This window comes from Archangium sp. (assembly GCF_057119385.1).
This window is the reverse complement of the sequence record NZ_DBNGVP010000025.1, coordinates 22,859-41,158: the sequence shown is the minus strand read 5'-3', so window position 1 is coordinate 41,158 and position 18,300 is coordinate 22,859. Positions and strand designations below refer to the sequence as shown.

Genomic DNA, 18,300 nt, shown 5'->3' with positions numbered 1-18,300 from the left:
GGGCCTACTTCTTGTCCGAAGGCGGCGGCCGGCGCGAGGGCCGCGGCGTGCGCGCCTTGGAGGCGGGCTGGGCGGCCGGGGCCTGGGCGGCGGCCGTCTCCGGCCTCACGGTGTGGTTCTGCACGCGGATCTCGTTGTCGAAGATGGCGCTCTTGAGCGCCACCTTGCCCACGTCATCGATGGCGGGCGCACCGGTCCGGAAGACGTAACGATCCGCCACGAGGATGGGCGCGCCTCCCGGAGGAGTGATCCAGACGCTGTAATTCCTGGCGGTGAGATCGGCCCGCATCCGGATGTGGTAGGTCTTGTTGGGATCGTACTGCACCGGGGTGATGGCCGCGAAGTCGGTCCCCCGGCGGACGTCGAAGGTTCCGCTCCGGTTCAGGCGGATGGTCATGGGCAGATCATTGTAGGACGTGGGGTTGGTGGAGGTATCCGTGTAGCCGATGACGGCATCCACGGGCTCGGTGAGCGGGGTCACGTCGAACTCGACCACCTGGACGCCGGTGTTGGCGGTGCCCAGGCTCTGCACGCTCGGACCGAAGGAGATGGACGCCACCCACCCGCCCGCGGCCTGCAGCTTGTAACGCTGCAGCGCCTCGGCGAAGTAGTAGTCCGAGTAGATGAGGCCCGCGTTGATGTCCTGCCCCTTCTCGTAGAAGCCCACGCCCCGCTTGAGGACCGCGGGGCTGTTGCTGGTGCCCATGACCAGGTAGTCCGGCGAGCTGAGGACATCGAGCGTGGCGAGGGCCGCGTTGCGGTAGCGCTGGGAGATGACCGGATCCCGGACGTACCGGCTCAGCTCCAGCATCGCCGAGGCGGCGATGGCGGCGGCCGAGGAGTCCTTCTGCTGGGGCGCCTGGGGATGGAAGTCCCAGTTGGGGATGAAGTCCGCGGGCAGGTTGTTGAGGTAGAAGTCGGTGACCTTCTGCGCGGTGGCCAGCATCTGGGGATCCGTCGTGTAGCGGTAGGCCATGGTGAAGCCATACATGGCCCAGGCATGCCCGCGGGCCCAGGTGGCCTTCGTCTGGTCGGCACAGCGCGTACAGCCCTGGTACGAGCCCTTGGAGCGGATGGCGCCCGTTTTGGAGTAGTCCACCACGTGCCAGGTGCTGCCGTCCGCGCGGACCATGTCGGTCATCGTCTTGCGGGCATGGCTGAGCGCCTTGTCGTTCATGCTCGCGTCGCCCCCGTTCCGGGCCGCCCAGAAGAGCAGCTCCAGGTTCATCATGGTGTCGGTGACCATGGGGACGTCCCACTGCGGCGCGTTCCAATCGCAGCAGCTGATGACACCCACCTCGGCTTTGTAGCGGGTGGCCAGTGCGCGCGCGGCGTTGAGCAGCACGCCCTGGTAGGCGGTATTGCCCGTCAGGCGGTAGCCCTGGCCGTAGCTGTTGAAGAACTTGAAGCCCATGTCATGCGTGGTGGCGTTGTTCTGCTGCACCGCCAGCGGCGTGGTCCACGTCTCCGCCCGCGTCCGCCATGCGGGGTCGCGGGTCTTGTCGTACATCTGCCAGAGCAGGCCGGGGAAGAACCCCTGCGTCCAGCCGGGGAGGTCATTGGCGGCGACGGTCGTCCAGCTCCCGGAGTCCAGCGGACTCGTCTTGGGATACTGGCCCGGCGTGCCCTCGGCGGCCGTCCAGAACATCTGGTGTTGGGTGAACTGCCGGGAATAGTCCGCTTTCGTCTCGTTGAAGTCGGCCCGGGCCGGACTCGCCAGCCCCCCCAGGCAACCCGCCCACACCCAGACGAACACCCTTGCTCGATTCTTGGCAATCATTGTCATCCTTCCCTCCAGTGCTCGCGGGAAGATGGCGCACGTGGAGCCGGAGACCATTGGCTCATTGGTGGACGGAAGGTTGAAGGGTGGACGCGCCCCCCTCCCACCCGGCCGATGGCGGCCAGGGACTCGCGTGCCATCTTGTCCGCCCACTCACATGGAGCCGGAATCCATGCACGCCCGCGACACCGCGTTCTACCGGCGATGGATCCTCGCGAATGGCCTGGCGGAAGCCGCCGGGCTGGGAACGACCTTCGTCGCGGGACGGTGGGTGGCGCCCCACCTCGAGCGGGTGACGGGCGTGACGGCCATCCTCGGAGGAGCGCTCGCCGCGGTCCTCCTGGGCATCCTGCTCGAGGGCGTGGTCGTGGGCGTGCTCCAGGAGCGGGTGCTGCGTCAGCGCCTCGTGGACCTGCGCCGGGGAGCCTGGGTCCTCGCGACCGCCGCCGGGGCCGGGCTGGCCTGGCTGCTCGGGATGGTGCCGAGCACGATCATGGCTCTCGGCACCCAGGCGTCCTCGGGCCCGGCCCCCGAGGAGCCGGGAGCGCTGCTCAAGTCCGCTCTGGCCATGGGGCTGGGGCTCGTCACCGGCCCCATCCTCGGCCTCGCTCAATGGACGGTCCTGCGCGGCCTGGTGCCGCGGGCGGGCCGCTGGTTGTGGGCCAACGCCCTGGCCTGGGCCGTGGGAATGCCCGTCATCTTCTTGGGGATGGACCTCGTGCCGTGGACGGGGCCCTTCGGGCTCGTGGCGATCAGCCTGTACCTGCTCTGCGGCGTCACGGGCCTGGTGGTCGGCGCCATCCACGGGCGGGTGCTGGTGCGGCTCCTGGAGCCGCCCGGGCACCCGCCCCCCTCCAGGCCATGACCCGGAAGTCTGGAATCAATGTCTTCCACTCAAGGGGCCAGGGGCCGGGGTGGCCGGGGAGGGCCGCCCGTGCGCTCCCTGTCGCGCTCCATGAGCTGGCGGGTCTTGCGCTCCTCCCACCGCTCGCTGAAGAAGGACCCCTCCATGAGCACGGAGAAGCCGTGCATCATCACGACGATTCCCCAGCCGATGAGCGGCCAGTAGAACCAGGGCCCGCCGGGGGTCGCCATGTCGATGGCGAACAAGCCGAGGTTCACCACCAGGTACCACATGAAGTGCATGTAGAAGTCGCGCAACGTGACGACACGTTTGTGCGCGCGCTCGTATGCCTGGTTGTTCTTGTCGGGCTCGGGCATGGGGTTCTCCTCCACCTTCGAAGCTGGGGAGCCGTCCCGGCCCGCGTCCAGCGGCACGCGCAAGCCCCTGTGCATGGCCCCCTGCCCGGGCAGCGGTCCCCGCGCCGGAGCCCCGCTCCCGCTTCAGCGGCCCGAGTCCCACGATAAGGGGCACGGCTCCCCGAGCCAGGTGCCATGGAGCTGGCCATGAAGCCTCGGAGTCCCACGAGCCAACCGGAGGAGCCGCCCGCCTGGTGCGGGCCACGGGAGGCCCTGCTGTCACGGCTGGCGTGCTCGCCCGGGGGGCTGACGCAGGACGAGGCCACGGAGCGGCTCGCGCGGTACGGGCCCAACACCCCGGGGCAGCAGGCCCGGCGCCCGGCCTGGGTGCAATTCCTCCGGCGCTTCACCAACCCGCTCGTGCTGGTGCTGCTGGTGGCCAGCGGGGTGTCCTTCCTCACGCATGAGCTGACGAGCTCCGCCATCATCGCCAGCATCGTCCTGGTGAGCGTGACGCTGGACTTCCTCCAGGAGTGGCGCGCGGACAACGCGGCGGAGCGGTTGCGGAGCTCCGTGGCCCTGAAGGCCACCGTCCTCCGGGACGGCGCGCAGCGGGAAGTGCCCGCCCGGGAGCTCGTCCCGGGGGACGTGGTGCTGCTGTCCGCGGGCAGCCTGGTGCCGGCGGACGCCCGGCTGCTGGAGGCGAGGGATCTCTTCGTCAACCAGGCCATGCTCACCGGCGAGTCCTACCCGGTGGAGAAGCAGCCGGGAGAGGAAGCCGTGGGGGGGGAGCCCACCGAGGCGCGCAACGCCGTCTTCATGGGCACCGCCGTCATCAGCGGCACGGGGCGGGCGCTCGTCTTCGCCACGGGGGGGCGCACCACGATGGGGGACATCGCCCGCGCGCTCGCCGAGCCCACGCCCTCCACCGCCTTCGAGCGGGACACGCGCCACTTCGGCCTGATGCTGATGAGGCTGACGGTGCTGCTGGTGCTCTTCGTCCTGCTGGCGGCCGTGCAGGCACACCGGCCGCTGCTGGAGTCCTTCCTCTTCGCGGTGGCGCTGGCGGTGGGGCTGACGCCCGAGCTGCTGCCCATGGTGCTGTCGGTGACGCTCGCGCGAGGGGCCATGCGGATGGCGGCGCGCCATGTCATCGTCAAGCGGCTGAGCGCGGTGCACGACCTGGGCAGCATGGACGTGCTGTGCACGGACAAGACGGGCACCCTCACCGAGGCCCGCATCCACCTGGAGCAGCACGAGGACGCCACGGGGCAGCAGAGCGAGCAGGTGCTGCGGTGGGCCTGGCTCAACAGCCACTTCGAGTCCGGGCTGCGCAGCCCCATGGACGAGGCCATCCTCGCCCACTCGGAGGTGGAGGCACGGGACTGGCGCAAGGTGGACGAGGTGCCCTTCGACTTCGAGCGCCGCCGGGTGTCCGTGCTGCTGGAGCACGAGGGGCGCCGGGTGCTGGTGGTGAAGGGCGCGCCCGAGGACATGCTCACCCGCTGTACCCGGTACGAGCTGGACGGGGCGCCGCGCGCGCTGGACGCGGAGACCCGGGCGCGGGTGCGGGCGCGCTTCGAGGCCCTGGGCGCGGAGGGCTTCCGGGTGCTGGCGGTGGCCTGGCGCGAGGAGTCCCCGGACATGCGGGTGGCCCACCTGGACGACGAGACGGAGCTGGTGTTCGCGGGCTTCGCCGCCTTCCTGGATCCGCCCAAGCAGAGCGCGCGGCCCGCGCTGGAGGCCCTCGTGCGCGCGGGGGTGATGGTGAAGGTGGTGACGGGCGACAACGAGCGGGTGGCGCTGCACGTCTGCCGCCAGCTCGGGCTGGAGGTGGAGGGGGTGCTCACCGGCGCGGAGGTGGGGACGATGGACGAGCCCGCGCTCCGGGTCCGCGCCGAGCGCACCACGCTCTTCGCCCGCGTCTCTCCGGGGCAGAAGAGCCGCGTCATCCACGCGCTGCGCGGGCGGGGGCACGTGGTGGGCTACCTGGGAGATGGCATCAACGACGCGCCCTCGCTGCACGCCGCGGACGTGGGCATCTCCGTGGACAGCGCGGTGGACGTGGCCCGCGAGGCGGCGGATCTGCTGCTGCTGCGCCAGGACCTGGCCGTGCTGTACGACGGCGTCCTCGAGGGCCGGCGCACCTTCGGCAACGTGATGAAGTACATCCGCATGGGGACCAGCTCCAACTTCGGCAACATGCTGAGCATGGCCGGGGCCTCGGTGCTGCTGCCGTTCCTCCCCATGCGTCCCATCCAAATCCTGCTCAACAACCTCCTCTACGACGTGTCGGAGCTGGCCATCCCCCTGGACGAGGTGGATCCGGAGCTGCTGGAGCGGCCCACGAGGTGGGATCTGCGGCTCGTCCGGCTCTTCATGGGGGTGCTCGGCACGCTCAGCTCCGTGTTCGACGCGGCCACCTTCGGCGTGCTGCTGCTCTTCTTCCACGCGGGCGCGGCGCTCTTCCAGACCAGCTGGTTCATGGAGTCGCTCACCACGCAGGTGCTGGTCATCTTCGTCATCCGCACCCGCCGCAATCCCCTGCGCAGCCGGCCCTCGCGGTGGCTGGTGGCCAGCTCGCTGGGGGTGGTGCTGGTGGCCAACGTGCTGCCCTTCACGCCGCTGGGCGCCTGGTTCGGCTTCGAGCCCCCACCCCTCGCCCTGCTGGGCGCGCTCGCGGTGCTCGTCGTGGGCTACCTGCTGTCCGCCGAGCTCCTCAACCGCTGGTTCTTCCGCCGCTACGTCCCGGGCTGAACGGACGATTCGAGGACGGCTCAGGGGAACCCCTCAAACCTGTCTCCAAAACCACACTTTCCCCGTCCCGCGGTTCAATGCCCACCGGGCGCCGTGTGGCCCAGTCTGCCTGCCCCGACGTATGACGACGCCCATCCTTGGCACCAGCGGCACCCACGCCCAGCTGCTGGAGTTCGTCGCCTCCGCGGCGAGCTCCGACGCGGAAGTCCTCATCCAGGGCCCCAGTGGCGTGGGCAAGGAGCTCTACGCCCGGAGGATCCACGAGCTCAGCGCCCGCGCCCAGGCCGCCTTCGTCCCCGTCAACTGTGGCGCCCTCCCCGCGGACCTCTTCGAGAACGAGCTCTTCGGCCACGCCCACGGCGCCTTCACCGGGGCCCGGACCCGCTCCAACGGGCTCGCCGCCGAAGCCCACCAGGGCACCCTCTTCCTGGACGAGATCGACTCCCTCCCCCTCGCCAGCCAGGTCAAGCTGCTGCGCTTCATCCAACTGAAGGAGTACCGGCCCCTCGGCGACCCGCGCCTGCGCCACTCGGACGCGCGCATCATCGCCGCCACCAACGCGGACCTCGTCACCGCGGTCCGTGAAGGGCGTTTCCGCGCCGATCTCTTCTTCCGCCTGCGCGTGCTGCCGCTCGTGGTTCCGCCCCTGCGCGAGCGCCGCGAGGACATCCCCGCCCTCCTCGAGCACTTCCTGCGGCGCTACGCCGCCGAGTACGGCAAGCCCCCCGTCTCCTTCTCCCGCCAGGCCCTCCAGCACCTGTATGCCTATGACTGGCCCGGCAACATCCGCGAGCTGGAGAACTGTGTCCGCTACCTGCTGTGCACCCGGAGCGGGGGCACCGTCCACCCCGAGGAGCTCCCGCTGTTGAGCCACCTGGAGCAGGAGACCGCGGCCGCGTCCCCCCCCGAGTCCGCCGCTGCGCTCCACCAGGAGACGTTCCAGTCCGCCAAGCGCCGCGTCGTCTCCGCCTTCGAGCGTCAGTACCTGCAGCGCACGCTCCAGGCCCACCACGGCAACATCGCCGCCGCCGCGCGCGCCAGCGGGAAGCACCGCCGCGCCTTCTTCGAGCTCATGCGCCGGCACGGGCTCACCCGCGAGCAGTGAGCCTCCCTCCACGGTAGCCACCCCGGGCCCGGGCCTCTCTCCACGCGGGGAGGAGCCCGGGTGCGTGCGTCTTCCGCGCGCCCTCCCCCCTGGACGAATCCATCCACCCTCCTCCCTCGGGCGCGCACGCGGTTGTCCCGCGCGGGTGGATGATTTCGTCCCACGCCTCCACCCCCTGAAGACAAACACACACACGAACCCCCTGGAATCACACCGCGCCCGGCGCCAGGCGGGCTGGCGCGGACGTTGCTCGACAAGAGGCGAGGAGAGGAGGGGTGTTCGGTGGCAACCTACGCGGCAATCCCAGCCATCGGGCAGGCACTCCTCGGGTTGTTGAAGCAGTCCTGTCCCAAGCCCGAGTTCGCGAACGCCAGCTTCGAACTCTACCAGGCCAACAACTTCAAGAAGCCCATGGAGGAGGGCATCTCCCTCTTCCTCTACCGCGTCACGCCCAGCACCGCCCGCCGCAACCTCCCGGGCCGCGTGGACGCGAAGGGCCGCCGCTTCCGCCGGCCCCTCGCGTTGGATCTCCACTACCTGCTGACGCCCTGGGCCCGCACCGCCGCCCAGCAACACAAGCTGCTCGGCTGGGCCCTGCGCTTCCTCGAGGACAACTCCAGCATCCCCGCCAACGTCCTCAACCACTTCGGCCTCCAGGGGACGGATCCCTTCCTCCCCGACGAGAGCGTCACCCTCGTCTTCGATCCGCTCGGCATCCAGGACTTCCTCAACGTCTGGGAAGTCGGCAAGCCCAACCTCCAGGTGTCCGCCACCTACCTCGTGCGGCTCATCGCCATCGACTCCACGGTGGTGGAGGAGGAGCACCCGCCCGTGGGCGAGCGCGATGTGCGGCAGGGAAGGCCCGGCGAGTCATGAGCCCCTCCGTGCACTCGTACCACCTGGTGTCGCGCGAGGCCTGCTTCGGCGTGCGCTTCCGCGACGCGGCCACGGGCCAGTACATCGGCGACGGGCTGGTGGTGAGCGTCTGGCCCGAGTCCCGGCCCGCCCTGCGCCAGCGCGCGTCCGTCAACCCCTCCAGCGTCTGGGTGCTGAGCGATCTCCCCGGACTGCGGGCGCTCCCGCCCGGAAGCCCCCGCAAGCGCTTCTCCGTCGAGGTGCGGGACACGGAGGGACGCTTCCTTCCCTGCTCCTTCCAGGTGGAGCTGCCCTCCCGGACGCTGCTGACGCTCGAGTGCCTTCCGGACACGCCGCCCTCGCCCCTGTGGCCACCGGAGCCGGCCCTGCCGCTCTTCTCCGCGCCCTCGCGCCACGCCTCGCCCCTGCTGGCGGTGGTGCGCGCGGAGCTGTGGGACGTGAAGGCGGAGGCGCCCGCCGCCTGGGCCCGGCTCGAGGTCCGCGTGAAGGACGAGCTCGTGGCGCGCGGCCTGGCGGACGCCCAGGGCCGCGCCGCGCTCTTCTTCGACTCCCCCGCCATCCTCCAGGACGCGCCCCTGCGCGAGCAGTCCTGGACGCTCCGGCTCGAGGCCTTCTACACGCCCGCCGGGCCCGTGCCCCCCCTGGCCCCGGATCTCCGCGGCACCCTGCGCCAGCCCGCCGCCCGCCTCTGGCCCGACACCTCCGGCGCCCAGCCGCACCTCGAGCTCACGCTGCACTACGGCCAGCCACTCGTCGTTCGTACCCAGCAGGACACCCACTCCCGGCTCCGGCTCACGCCCGCCGGCTCCTAAGCGAGGAACCACCGATGCCCGAATATCTCGCTCCCGGCGTATTCGTCGAAGAGGTCTCATTCCGCTCCAAGAGCATCGAAGGCGTCAGTACCACCACCACGGGCTTCATCGGCCCCACCCGGTACGGCCCCATCGAGCTGGAGAACGAGCTCATCACCAGCCTGGGTGAGTTCGAGCGCACCTACGGCAGCCGCCTGCAGCTCAACTTCAGTGACACCGGCCGGCTCCACAACTACCTGTGGCACGCCGTGCGCTCCTTCTTCGAGGAGGGCGGCAAGCGCCTCTACGTCAGCCGCGTCTTCCGGCGCCAGGACAAAGAGGCGTACACCGGCTTCGATACGAAGGCCGCGGTGGTCCCTGTCGACGCGCCCTACCCGGATGGGCACGCCCGCGCGCTCCTTCCCGCCGACGCGGCGGCGGATGCGCCCTCCCTCTTCCTCCACGCGCGCTACCCCGGCTCGTCCGGCAACATGGCGCTGCGCCTCACCCTGCGCGTGGGCCAGAACGTCCTCTCCTACAACCAGGCCGGCGAGGTGCGCGTGGGTGCCCTCCTGGACAGGGACGTGGTCCTCATCAACGTGGTGGACGCCAAGAACTCCGGCGACTTCTTCCTCGCCCTCCAGGACGCGACCGGCGCGTGGACCTTCAAGCCCTCCACCGGCAAGACGCTGACGCTCGCCGACATCCAGGCAGGCGAGGTCCCGCCCCTGAACGAGGGGGGCGGCGGAGGTGGAGGCGGAGAGGGTGGAGGCGGAGGGCGTGGAGGCGAGGCGGAGGAAGGCGAGGGGGGCGGCGGGCGAGAGGCGAAGAGGCGGCGGTTCGAGCTCCGCGTCATCACCGTCACGGCCAGCATCCTCCCGACGAACGACTCGGATGCATTCCTGGTCTGGGACGGGCTCGCACTGGATCCGCAGCACTCCCGCGCGGGCACCGCGGACTCCCTCACCGCCCGCTTCATCCATGACCCGGGGACTCCCTCGCGCAACCGGGAGATCCCCCTCGTCCTCGAGGCGCGGGAGATCCCCGACGGGCTCACCCTGCTGCGCACCCTCATGGGCGCGCGCCTGGCGAACCTGAGGGACCTGACCTCCTCGGACGAGGAGCGTTCCGCCGATACCCTCCTCCGGGGCGGCAACGACGGCATGCGGCCCGTCTCCGGTGATTACGAGGGCCGGGAGGTGCCGGACACCACCCGGAAGACGGGCCTGCGGCAGTTCCAGGATCTGGAGGACATCTCCATCGTCGCCGCGCCGGGCGCCACCTTCGGCTACGAGACCGGCTACGGCCCGCACGCGGCCACCATCGTCAACTCGCTCATCTCCCACTGCGAGCGGATGAAGTACCGCATCGCGGTGCTGGACAGCGGCGATGGGCAGACGGTCCAGAAGGTGCGGGAGATGCGGGCCAAGCTCGACTCCAGCCACGCCGCCCTCTACTACCCGTGGGTGAAGGTGATGGATCCGGTCACCCGGCAGCCCATCGTCCTGCCGCCCAGCGGCTTCGTGGCCGGCATCTACGCGCGCAACGACGTGCAGCGCGCCGTCTACAAGGCGCCGGCCAACGAGGTGGTGGTCTCCGCCATCGGCTTCGAGTCCATCCTCAACACCGCCCAGCAGGAGGCGCTCAACCCCGAGGGCATCAACGCCTTCCGCTTCTTCGAGGGCCGCGGCTTCCGGCTGTGGGGCGCGCGCACCGTCAGCTCGGATCCCGAGTGGAAGTACGTCAACCTGCGCCGCTACTTCGCCTACCTGGAGCGCTCCATCGACAAGGGCACCCAGTGGGCCGTCTTCGAGCCCAACGGCGCGCAGCTGTGGGCCAACATCCGCCGCACCATCGAGGACTTCCTGCTCAACGAGTGGCAGAACGGCGCGCTGCTGGGAGATCGCCCGGACGCGGCCTACTTCGTGCGGTGCGACCGCTCCACGATGACCCAGAACGATCTGGATAACGGCCGGCTCGTCTGCCTGGTGGGCGTGGCCCCGCTGCGTCCCGCCGAGTTCGTCATCATCCGCATCGGCCAGTGGACCGGTGACCGGAAGTAACCCCACACAGGAGGAGCCGAGATGGCCACCTTTCGAGAGCGTCCCTACGTGCAGTTCAACTTCCTGGTCGACCTGGGCACCGGCACCACCGACGGGGCGGATGCCGGCTTCCAGGAAGTCAGCAACGTCGGCATGGAGGTCACCGTCGCCGAGTACCGCAACGGCAACGAGAAGGAGAACGCCGTGCGGAAGATCACCGGCCTCAACAAGGCCACGGACGTCACGCTGAAGCGGGGCGTCATCGGCTCGCTGACGCTCTACAAGTGGTTGGATCAGATCCGCAACGGCGATCAGAACGCGCTGCGCACCGTCACCATCCAGCTGCAGAACGAGGACCACACCGCCGTCGTCCAGACGTGGAAGCTGCTGCGCGCGCGCATCATCAAGCACGTCAGCGGCCCCTTCAACGCGAAGGGCACGGAGGTGGCGATGGAGGAGCTGACGCTGTCCTACGAGCGCCTGGAGATGGAATAACGTGCCTCGCGCCTCCACCAGACGCCCACCGGGCATCCGCTTCGAAGCGCAGCCGCCGTCCGCGCCGGACGAGCTGCCGCGCATGGACGTGGCGGCCTTCGTGGGTTTCGCGGCCTCGGGGCCGTTGGATCAGCCCGTGCTGGTGGAGGACGTGGCGCGCTTCCAGGCCCTCTTCGGGGAGGACCTGCCCATCGCCCTGGACGTCGAGCGGGGAGAGCGGGTGCACGCGTACCTGGCCCCCACGGTGCGGGCCTTCTTCCGCAATGGAGGCCGGCGCTGCTGGGTGGTGCGCGTGGCGGGGCCCGGCGCGTGCTCCAATGTCTTCCCCCTCCCGGGGCTGCTGCGCACCACCGCCTCGGGCGATGCCGCTCCCGCCCACGCCCGCGCGCGCTCGGAGGGGAGCTGGTCGGATCCGCTGCTGCTCGCGGCCAGCCTCTCCGCCGAGCCCTTCGCGCTCCTGGGCGGCTCCGGCACGGATGCGCCGCTCGCGCTGGACGTGGCGCCTCCCCTGGAGCCCCTCGCCGGAGATCTGCTCCGCGTCCGCTTCGAGGCGGCGGGGTACACGCTGCTGCTCCCCGTGGAGACGGTGGAGGCGGTGAAGGACGAGGAGAACCCGGAGCGGACGGTGGCGTGGCGGAGCTCCGGAAGCCACCCCCAGTGGCTGCGCACGGGCACGCGTCCGGAAGCGCTCCAGGGGAACGAGCCCGTCCCGCTGCTGTGGGTGGGCCCCGGCGAGGAGCCGCCCCTCCGGCTCACCGCCCGGGTGGCGGACACCGGCGAGCTCGAGCTCGAGCAGAAGCCACCGCTCATGGCGGAACCCCGCCCCGGCTCGCTGCTGTGCCTCGACGAGCGGGTGCGGCGGCACTGGTTCATCGTCGGGGAGCTCCATCCGGAGAAGCCCGGGGTGACGATGTCGGGTGAGTGGGTGGAGCTGTTGCCCACTCCGCCCACCGACGCGGAGCTCGGACCCTTGAAGGAGGGCCGGGGTGAGCGGCTCACCTTCGGCCTCTGGGTCCGGCGCGGAGGCGAGGCCCCGCAGCGCCTGGAGGGATTGGGCTTCTGCCCCTCCCATCCACGCTACTGGGGCGCACTGCCCACGGATCTCGCGTGGCTCCAGGGCACCGAGCAGGAGGGGCCCGCCCTCCCCTACTCGGAGCCCGAGCTCCACGAGGCGCTGCGCCAGAGCGCGCTCGAGCCGCGCTTCCCGCTCGCGGCCCCCCAGGACGAGGATGAGGCCTTCTACTGGCCGCTCGGGATGGCGTTGCTGCCCGAGCCGTACCTCGGCCGCGTCCCGTCCGCCGAGCCCGCGCTCGTCCGCGACGGCCTGGAGCGCCTGACGGCGGTGCCCTTCCTCGACGAGGCGATGGAGGGCGTGGGCACCCTGGCCCTGCTGGCGCAGGCCCACTTCATCCAATACCAGAGCCCCCAGCCTCGCCCGCTCAAGGGCATCCACTCGCTGCTCTCCAAGGAGGAAGTCACGCTCGTGGCGGTGCCGGACGCCGTCCACCGCCCGTGGAGCCTGGAGCAGGAGCGGTGGCCGGAGGCGCCCGAGAACACGCTTCACCCCCTGGCGCCTCCCACTCCGCCGCCGGAGGCCCTCCCGGGCGCCTTCCATGACTGCGTCTACCTCGCCCCGCCCAAGCCCACCGGGCTCGAGGTGACGCCCGCATCACCCGCGCTCGGCCAGGCCTTCGAGCTGTCCTGGTCCCTGGAGGAGGCGCAGGAGCAGCCCGTCGTCTACACGCTCGAGGTGGCCACCTTCCCGGAGTTCCAGGACGCGGTCGTCCTCTACGAGGGGCCCGCCGAGCGCATGACGCTCTTCGCGCAGAACGCGGGCACGTACCACTACCGCGTCCGCGCCCGCCGCGGCATCTACCCGGGCCCATGGTCTCCCACGCGGACGATCTCCATCTCCGGCCAGCCCGGCTGGAGGCTGCGCCCCGCGGAGACGTATGGCGAGGCCGAGAAGAATCACCTGAAGGCGATCCACGGCGCGCTCCTGACGATGTGCGCCGCGCGGGGGGATCTGCTCGCCGTCCTCTCGCTGCCCGCGCACTTCCGGGAGGACGACGCCACCGGCCACGCCGACAGCCTGCGGCGCAAGTTCCCCCTCGAGGGGGACGCGGCCTCCTCGCTCGTGGGCACCAACGCCCCCAGCCACGGCGCGCTCTACCACCCGTGGCCCCTCGTCTCCGAGGCGGGAGCGCTCCTCGAGCCGCGCTGGATTCCACCGGATGGGGCCGCCTGCGGCGTGCTGGCGCGGCGCGCGAACGAGCGCGGGGCCTGGGTGACGCCCGCCAACGAGCCCTGGAACGACGTGGTGGCCCTCGCGCACAAGCTGGAGCGCCAGACGTGGCTGACGCTGCGGGACGCCCAGGTGAACACCCTGCTCCAGGAGCCCCGGGGCTTCGTGTCCCTCACCGCCTCCACGCTGACGGCGGATCCGGACCTGGAGCCCATCCACGTGCGGCGGCTGCTCGCGCTGCTGCGCCGGGCCGCGCTCCGGGCCGGCAGGACCTACGTCTTCGAGAACGACTCCCCGGACCTCCGCCGCTCCGTCCAGCGCGGCTTCGAGCAACTGCTCAGCGGCCTCCTCACCCGCGGCGCCTTCGCCGGCAGCACCCGGGAGGAGGCCTTCCAGGTGGTACTCGCCTCCGATCCCGGCACCGGCTCCGGGCAGGGCCGCTTCGTCGTGGAGCTGCGCGTGGCGCCCTCCTCGCCCCTCACCTTCCTCAACGTCCGCCTGGTCCAACGCGAGGACCGCGGCCTCTTCACGGAGGAGCGCTGAATGAGCGACGCCCTGTTCACCGCCTTCAACTTCCGGGTGGAGCTGCGCGTCGGGGACTCCCCTGTCTCCCTGTGCGAGGCCTCCTTCGCCGAGTGCGACGGCCTGGAGATGACCCTGGACGTGAAAACCATTCGCGAGGGCGGCAACAACGGCCAGCAGATCCGCCTCTTCGGTCCCGTCAGCTACGGCCAGCTCACCCTGCGGCGCGGGATGACGCCCAACCATGATCTCTGGCTGTGGTTCGAGACGGTGGTGGCCTCCCCCCGGACGAAGCGGGCCCAGGGAGAGGTGCTCCTCCTCTCTTCCGATGCGAAGACGATCCAGGCGCGCTTCTTCCTCGACCGGTGCATCCCCGTGAAGCTCAAGGCCCCGGCGCTCCACGCCAAGGACGGCATGGTGGCCATCGAGGAGCTCCAGCTCGCCTACCAGTCCCTCACCCGCGTCCAGCCCCGAGGAGGAGCCTAGCCATGCCCCTGCCCCTGGCACTCGCCAAGGCCGAGCTGCGCCAGCTCGACGAGCGGCAGAACGAGGTCAACGAACAGAACTGGGTGATGGTCCAGTTCAACCCGGAGACGCTCAAGGTCTCCCTGTCCAACCAGCTCTCGGGAGATCAGAAAGGCACCGGAGGCCGGCAGTACGTGGGCGAGGGCACCACCAAGCTCTCGCTCCAGCTGTGGTTCGACGTCACCGACCCGGATACGAACTCCCAGGAGAACGACGTCCGCCGGCTGACCCGGAAGGTCGCCTTCTTCATCTCCCCGACGGAGAAGGTGAAGGAGGGCCAGTACATCCCACCGGCCGTGCGCTTCGTCTGGGGCTCGTTCCAGTTCGACGGGGTGGTGGAGTCCATGGAGGAGTCGCTGGAGCTCTTCTCCCCCGAGGGCCGGCCGCTCCGGGCCAGTGTGACGCTGGGGCTGTCGCAGCAGAAGATCGACCCCTACGTCATCCGCACGGACAAGTCGCCCGTCGTCGGGCCGGGCGCGCGCATCACCGGCATCGAGCGGCTCACGCCCGCGCCCGCGGGCAGCACCCTGCAGGGCATGGCGGCGAACGTGGGCCGGGAAGCGGAGTGGTGGGAGATCGCCAAGGCCAACCGGATCGAGGATCCGCTGCGGCTCCCCACCGGACAGCTGATCAACCTGAAGGCCGGCGGCTGAAAGGCCAGGCCAGGAGGAGCGGCACATGCCGGTGGTCATCAACGACTTCGAGATCATCCCCGAAACACCCCCCGCCTCCGCCAACGGCGGCAAGCCGGAGCCGGGCCCCGCGCCCGTCCCCGAGATCCAGAGGCAAACGGAGCTCCACCGGCTTCTCACGCGCGGCCGGGAGCGCCAGCTGCGCCTGCGCGCGTACTGAATCGCCATGGCCGACGGGACCCACTCCACACCCCTGCGTCCCTCCCGCCCCACCTTCCACGTGGGCGGTCAGGAGATCGCCACGCTCGGCGGCGGGCTGCTCGCGCTCACCATCGAGGAGGACACCGGGGGCCTGTACCGGTGCGAGGCCACCTTCGGCAACTGGGGCGCCGTCAGCGGCGGCATCGGCTTCCTCTACTTCGACCGGAAGACGCTCGACTTCGGCAAGGGCTTCCAGGTGAGGCTCGGCCGGGACACGCTCTTCGACGGGCGCATCTCCGCGCTCGAGGGCCGCTTCCAGGAGAACGGCCCTCCCGAGGTGGCGGTGCTCGCCGAGGATCGCCTCCAGGATCTGCGGATGACGCGGCGCACGCGCACCTTCGAGAAGGTCAGCGACGCGGACGTCCTCCAGCAGCTCGCCTCGAAGCACGGGCTGGGAGCCCGGGTGGACGTGCAGGGGCCGCAGTACGACGTGCTCGCCCAGGTGAACCAGAGCGACCTGGCCTTCCTGCGCGAGCGGTGCCGGGCGGTGGGCGCGGAGGTGTGGGTGGAGGACGGGACGCTGCACGCCCAGGCGCGCCCGGATCGCGCCTCCGGCACGCCCCTGACGCTGACCCATGGGAGCGAGCTGCGCGAGTTCACCGTGCTCGCGGACCTGGCCGGGCAACGCACCTCGGTGTCGGTGAGCGGCTGGGACGTGCGGGCCAAGACGGCGCTGAAGTACACGGCCACGGACTCGGTGCTCGGCGCGGAGCTGGACGGGGGGACGAGTGGCGCGAGCCTGCTCTCCTCCACCCTCGGAGACCGCGAGGAGGTGCTCGTCCACACGGTGCCGCTGTCACTCGCGGAGGCCAGGGCCCGCGCGGAGTCCTTCTTCCGGTTGGGGGCGCGGCGCTTCGTCACCGGCCGCGGCACCGCCTGGCCAACGCCCGGGTTGCGCGTGGGCGTCCGCGTGGAGCTGAAGGGCCTGGGGAAGCTCTTCAGCGGCAAGTACTACGTCACCGGGGTGAAGCATCTCTTCGACGCAACGAATGGGCTGCGCACCGAATTCACGGCCGAGCGCCCGGGACTGGGGAGGTAGCACATGGGGGGGCACCAGGCCTTCGAGGCCATCATCGACGAGCGGGTGCCGGAAGGGCTCGGCGGGCGCATGTACGGCCTCTACCCGGCGCTCGTCACGGACGTGAAGGATCCGGACAACCAGGGCCGCGTGAAGGTGGTGCTGCCCTGGGCCCCGGACACCGCGGGGGCTCGCTACGAGGCCTGGGCCCGGCTCGTCACGTTCATGGCCGGCAACAACCGCGGCTCCTGGTTCATCCCGGACGTCAACGACGAGGTGCTGGTGGGCTTCGAGGCCGGCGATCCCCGCCGCCCCTATGTGCTGGGCGCGCTCTGGAATGGCACGGATGCGCCGCCGGACGCCATGGACGGCCAGGGGCTCAACGCGCGCAAGGTGCTGCGCTCGCGCAACGGGGTGAAGATCACCCTGGACGACTCGGACGGCAAGGAGACGCTCCTGCTCGAGACGCCCGCGGGCCAGAAGGTGACGCTCCTGGACTCGCCCGCCTCCATCGAGGTGAAGGACTCCAACGGCAACACGGTGAAGCTGGAGGCCGCCGGCATCTCCATCACCACCCCGTCCTCGGCCAGGCTGGTGGTGAACACCGGCACCATGGAGGTCACCGCCTCCAACAAGCTGTCGGTGACGGCCAACACCGTGGAGGTCACCTCCGCCGGGAAGGTGTCGGCCACCGCCAACACCGTGGAGGTCACCTCCGCGTCCAAGCTGACGGTGAACGCCGCCGCCTCGGTGGAGTTCAACACCGCCTCCTTCAAGGTGACGGCCGGCACCCTGAGCCTCACCGCCGGCACCATCTCCGCCACGGCCGGCATCTCCCAGTTCGCCGGGCTGCTGCGCGCGGACATCATCAACACCAACACCGTCATCAGTCCCACGTACACGCCGGGCGGAGGCAACACGCTATGAGCACGTCCACGCCCCGGTGGCTGAACCCCGCCACCCTCTGGGATGCCACCGTCCAGGACGATCCGGTGAAGCGCGGCGCCCCGCTGCTGCTGCGCTTCGTCTCCGAGCGCTTCATGGACGACCTGGGCTCGCGGCTCAAGGCCCTGCCGGCACCGGATCTCTCCGCGCTCGTCGCCCGCCCGGAGAACTCCGAGGCGCTCAAGCTGTACCAGCCGGTGCACGGGCGCTACTACCTGGTGATGGCGCGGCTGGTGTCCTCGCCGGACGTGGACACCGATTATCTGCCCGACTCCGGCCTGGACGAGCAGGTGGGCTTCGTGCTGCGCCGGCTCCGCGCGGATGGCGGCGAGGAGGCCTGGGTGTCCCCGCCCCGGGATGACGTGGAGCCCTCCTGGCTCGAGGTGCCCGGAGGCGGCGCGGAGGCCCTGGCTCCCGACGAGGTGCCCACGCCCGTGTTCCCGTTGACCTTCGGCCCCCGGGAGCGGCGCCGCCGGTTGCTGGTGGGCTCCGTCCCCACGGGCGCCACCGGCAGGTTCGTCGCGGCGGAGCCTCCGGGCAGCGGCCTGTATGCCCTCCGCTTCGTGCTGCACCGCACCGGCGAGGGGCCATTGCCTCCGCCCGTGCTCAGTGACCGCTCGGAGGCCTTCCTGCTGGCGGACTTCGCGGATCCGCAGGCGCCGAAGCGGCCCCTTCCCCCCGAAGCCCAGGCCGCGAGGTGAATCGCATGGACGCTGGAAGTCTGCTGGGACGAGGCATCGGCTTCCCACCCAGGGTGGGCTCCGATGGACGTCTGCGCTGGTCCGAGGGCGAGCGCAACGTGCGCGAGTGCATCCAGATCATCCTCACCACCGAGCAGCGCGAGCGGCTCCTGCTGCCCGACTTCGGCGGGGGACTGGGCTCCTTCCTCTTCGAGCCCAACACCGTGGCCACGCGCCACCGGCTGGAGGAGCGCATCACCCGGGCGCTGGCCCTGTGGGAGCCCCGCATCACCGTGGAGTCCGTCCTCGTCGAGCCCGATCCCGCCGACGCCCGGACCGCCCTGGCCACCATCACCTACCGGCTCGTCGCCACCCAGGCGCGCGAGCGGGTCAGCCTGAGCGTGTCGCTCGCCGGATGAGGCGCCT

At 70.8% G+C, this 18,300-nt stretch carries 17 protein-coding genes; 15 read left to right on the top strand and 2 right to left on the bottom strand.

Annotated features, from left to right (window positions below; translation table 11 throughout):
* Positions 1 to 4 precede the first annotated feature (4 nt).
* Positions 5 to 1,786, bottom strand: a complete 1,782-nt coding sequence (locus AC16DP_RS06795; protein ID WP_329730207.1) for a glycoside hydrolase family 88 protein — start codon at positions 1,784 to 1,786, stop codon at positions 5 to 7.
* A gap of 166 nt (positions 1,787 to 1,952) precedes the next feature.
* On the opposite strand from AC16DP_RS06795, the gene AC16DP_RS06790 reads away from it, so the two are divergent.
* Positions 1,953 to 2,645 carry a hypothetical protein gene (locus AC16DP_RS06790; protein WP_329730206.1) on the top strand — a complete coding sequence of 231 codons (693 nt, stop codon included), beginning with the start codon at positions 1,953 to 1,955 and terminating at the stop codon, positions 2,643 to 2,645.
* A 29-nt stretch (positions 2,646 to 2,674) separates the two neighbouring features.
* On the opposite strand, the gene AC16DP_RS06785 is transcribed toward AC16DP_RS06790, so the two are convergent.
* Entirely contained in the window at positions 2,675 to 3,076 is a 402-nt protein-coding gene (locus AC16DP_RS06785) for a 2TM domain-containing protein (protein ID WP_329730205.1), read from the bottom strand.
* A 111-nt stretch (positions 3,077 to 3,187) separates the two neighbouring features.
* Here AC16DP_RS06785 and mgtA point away from each other — a divergent pair, with 111 nt between their 5' ends.
* From mgtA to AC16DP_RS06715, 14 genes are all read left to right on the top strand, one after another.
* Complete coding sequence (gene mgtA, locus AC16DP_RS06780) at positions 3,188 to 5,737, top strand: magnesium-translocating P-type ATPase (protein WP_329730204.1); 2,550 nt, start codon at positions 3,188 to 3,190, stop codon at positions 5,735 to 5,737.
* A 121-nt stretch (positions 5,738 to 5,858) separates the two neighbouring features.
* On the top strand, positions 5,859 to 6,842 hold the full coding sequence (locus AC16DP_RS06775) for a sigma-54 interaction domain-containing protein (protein ID WP_329730203.1): 984 nt from the start codon (positions 5,859 to 5,861) through the stop codon (positions 6,840 to 6,842).
* A gap of 282 nt (positions 6,843 to 7,124) precedes the next feature.
* Positions 7,125 to 7,718, top strand: a complete 594-nt coding sequence (locus tag AC16DP_RS06770; protein WP_329730202.1) for a Pvc16 family protein — start codon at positions 7,125 to 7,127, stop codon at positions 7,716 to 7,718.
* Positions 7,715 to 8,530 (top strand): hypothetical protein, encoded by an 816-nt coding sequence (locus AC16DP_RS06765; protein WP_329730201.1) that lies wholly within the window; start codon positions 7,715 to 7,717, stop codon positions 8,528 to 8,530. The genes AC16DP_RS06770 and AC16DP_RS06765 overlap by 4 nt, the downstream gene beginning before the upstream one ends.
* Before the next feature lie 14 nt (positions 8,531 to 8,544).
* Positions 8,545 to 10,572, top strand: coding sequence for a phage tail sheath family protein (locus tag AC16DP_RS06760; RefSeq protein ID WP_329730200.1), 2,028 nt, complete (start codon positions 8,545 to 8,547; stop codon positions 10,570 to 10,572).
* 21 nt (positions 10,573 to 10,593) lie between these two features.
* Complete coding sequence (locus AC16DP_RS06755) at positions 10,594 to 11,046, top strand: phage tail protein (protein ID WP_329730199.1); 453 nt, start codon at positions 10,594 to 10,596, stop codon at positions 11,044 to 11,046.
* Position 11,047: 1 nt separating this feature from the next.
* Positions 11,048 to 13,834, top strand: a complete 2,787-nt coding sequence (locus tag AC16DP_RS06750) for a hypothetical protein (RefSeq protein ID WP_329730198.1) — start codon at positions 11,048 to 11,050, stop codon at positions 13,832 to 13,834.
* Entirely contained in the window at positions 13,835 to 14,299 is a 465-nt protein-coding gene (locus tag AC16DP_RS06745) for a phage tail protein (protein ID WP_329730197.1), read from the top strand.
* Between the two features lie 2 nt (positions 14,300 to 14,301).
* The gene (locus tag AC16DP_RS06740; RefSeq protein WP_329730196.1) at positions 14,302 to 14,991 is read left to right on the top strand and encodes a CIS tube protein; all 690 of its coding nucleotides are present in this window, start codon (positions 14,302 to 14,304) and stop codon (positions 14,989 to 14,991) included.
* A 25-nt stretch (positions 14,992 to 15,016) separates the two neighbouring features.
* Positions 15,017 to 15,190 carry a hypothetical protein gene (locus AC16DP_RS06735; protein ID WP_329730195.1) on the top strand — a complete coding sequence of 58 codons (174 nt, stop codon included), beginning with the start codon at positions 15,017 to 15,019 and terminating at the stop codon, positions 15,188 to 15,190.
* Between the two features lie 6 nt (positions 15,191 to 15,196).
* Positions 15,197 to 16,270, top strand: a complete 1,074-nt coding sequence (locus AC16DP_RS06730; protein ID WP_329730194.1) for a phage late control D family protein — start codon at positions 15,197 to 15,199, stop codon at positions 16,268 to 16,270.
* A gap of 3 nt (positions 16,271 to 16,273) precedes the next feature.
* Entirely contained in the window at positions 16,274 to 17,176 is a 903-nt protein-coding gene (locus AC16DP_RS06725; RefSeq protein WP_329730193.1) for a phage baseplate assembly protein V, read from the top strand.
* Positions 17,173 to 17,895 (top strand): hypothetical protein, encoded by a 723-nt coding sequence (locus AC16DP_RS06720; protein ID WP_329730192.1) that lies wholly within the window; start codon positions 17,173 to 17,175, stop codon positions 17,893 to 17,895. The genes AC16DP_RS06725 and AC16DP_RS06720 overlap by 4 nt, the downstream gene beginning before the upstream one ends.
* Positions 17,896 to 17,900: 5 nt before the next feature.
* Entirely contained in the window at positions 17,901 to 18,293 is a 393-nt protein-coding gene (locus AC16DP_RS06715; RefSeq protein WP_329730191.1) for a GPW/gp25 family protein, read from the top strand.
* Positions 18,294 to 18,300: the final 7 nt, after the last annotated feature.

What these genes read in the sequence shown, in the direction of transcription:
- AC16DP_RS06795 (WP_329730207.1), bottom strand. Translation starts at nt 1,786, where the DNA reads ATGACAATGATTGCCAAGAATCGAGCAAGGGTGTTCGTCTGGGTGTGG.
- AC16DP_RS06790 (WP_329730206.1), top strand. Translation starts at nt 1,953, where the DNA reads ATGCACGCCCGCGACACCGCGTTCTACCGGCGATGGATCCTCGCGAAT.
- AC16DP_RS06785 (WP_329730205.1), bottom strand. Translation starts at nt 3,076, where the DNA reads ATGCACAGGGGCTTGCGCGTGCCGCTGGACGCGGGCCGGGACGGCTCC.
- mgtA (WP_329730204.1), top strand. Translation starts at nt 3,188, where the DNA reads ATGAAGCCTCGGAGTCCCACGAGCCAACCGGAGGAGCCGCCCGCCTGG.
- AC16DP_RS06775 (WP_329730203.1), top strand. Translation starts at nt 5,859, where the DNA reads ATGACGACGCCCATCCTTGGCACCAGCGGCACCCACGCCCAGCTGCTG.
- AC16DP_RS06765 (WP_329730201.1), top strand. Translation starts at nt 7,715, where the DNA reads ATGAGCCCCTCCGTGCACTCGTACCACCTGGTGTCGCGCGAGGCCTGC.
- AC16DP_RS06760 (WP_329730200.1), top strand. Translation starts at nt 8,545, where the DNA reads ATGCCCGAATATCTCGCTCCCGGCGTATTCGTCGAAGAGGTCTCATTC.
- AC16DP_RS06755 (WP_329730199.1), top strand. Translation starts at nt 10,594, where the DNA reads ATGGCCACCTTTCGAGAGCGTCCCTACGTGCAGTTCAACTTCCTGGTC.
- AC16DP_RS06745 (WP_329730197.1), top strand. Translation starts at nt 13,835, where the DNA reads ATGAGCGACGCCCTGTTCACCGCCTTCAACTTCCGGGTGGAGCTGCGC.
- AC16DP_RS06740 (WP_329730196.1), top strand. Translation starts at nt 14,302, where the DNA reads ATGCCCCTGCCCCTGGCACTCGCCAAGGCCGAGCTGCGCCAGCTCGAC.
- AC16DP_RS06735 (WP_329730195.1), top strand. Translation starts at nt 15,017, where the DNA reads ATGCCGGTGGTCATCAACGACTTCGAGATCATCCCCGAAACACCCCCC.
- AC16DP_RS06730 (WP_329730194.1), top strand. Translation starts at nt 15,197, where the DNA reads ATGGCCGACGGGACCCACTCCACACCCCTGCGTCCCTCCCGCCCCACC.
- AC16DP_RS06725 (WP_329730193.1), top strand. Translation starts at nt 16,274, where the DNA reads ATGGGGGGGCACCAGGCCTTCGAGGCCATCATCGACGAGCGGGTGCCG.
- AC16DP_RS06720 (WP_329730192.1), top strand. Translation starts at nt 17,173, where the DNA reads ATGAGCACGTCCACGCCCCGGTGGCTGAACCCCGCCACCCTCTGGGAT.
- AC16DP_RS06715 (WP_329730191.1), top strand. Translation starts at nt 17,901, where the DNA reads ATGGACGCTGGAAGTCTGCTGGGACGAGGCATCGGCTTCCCACCCAGG.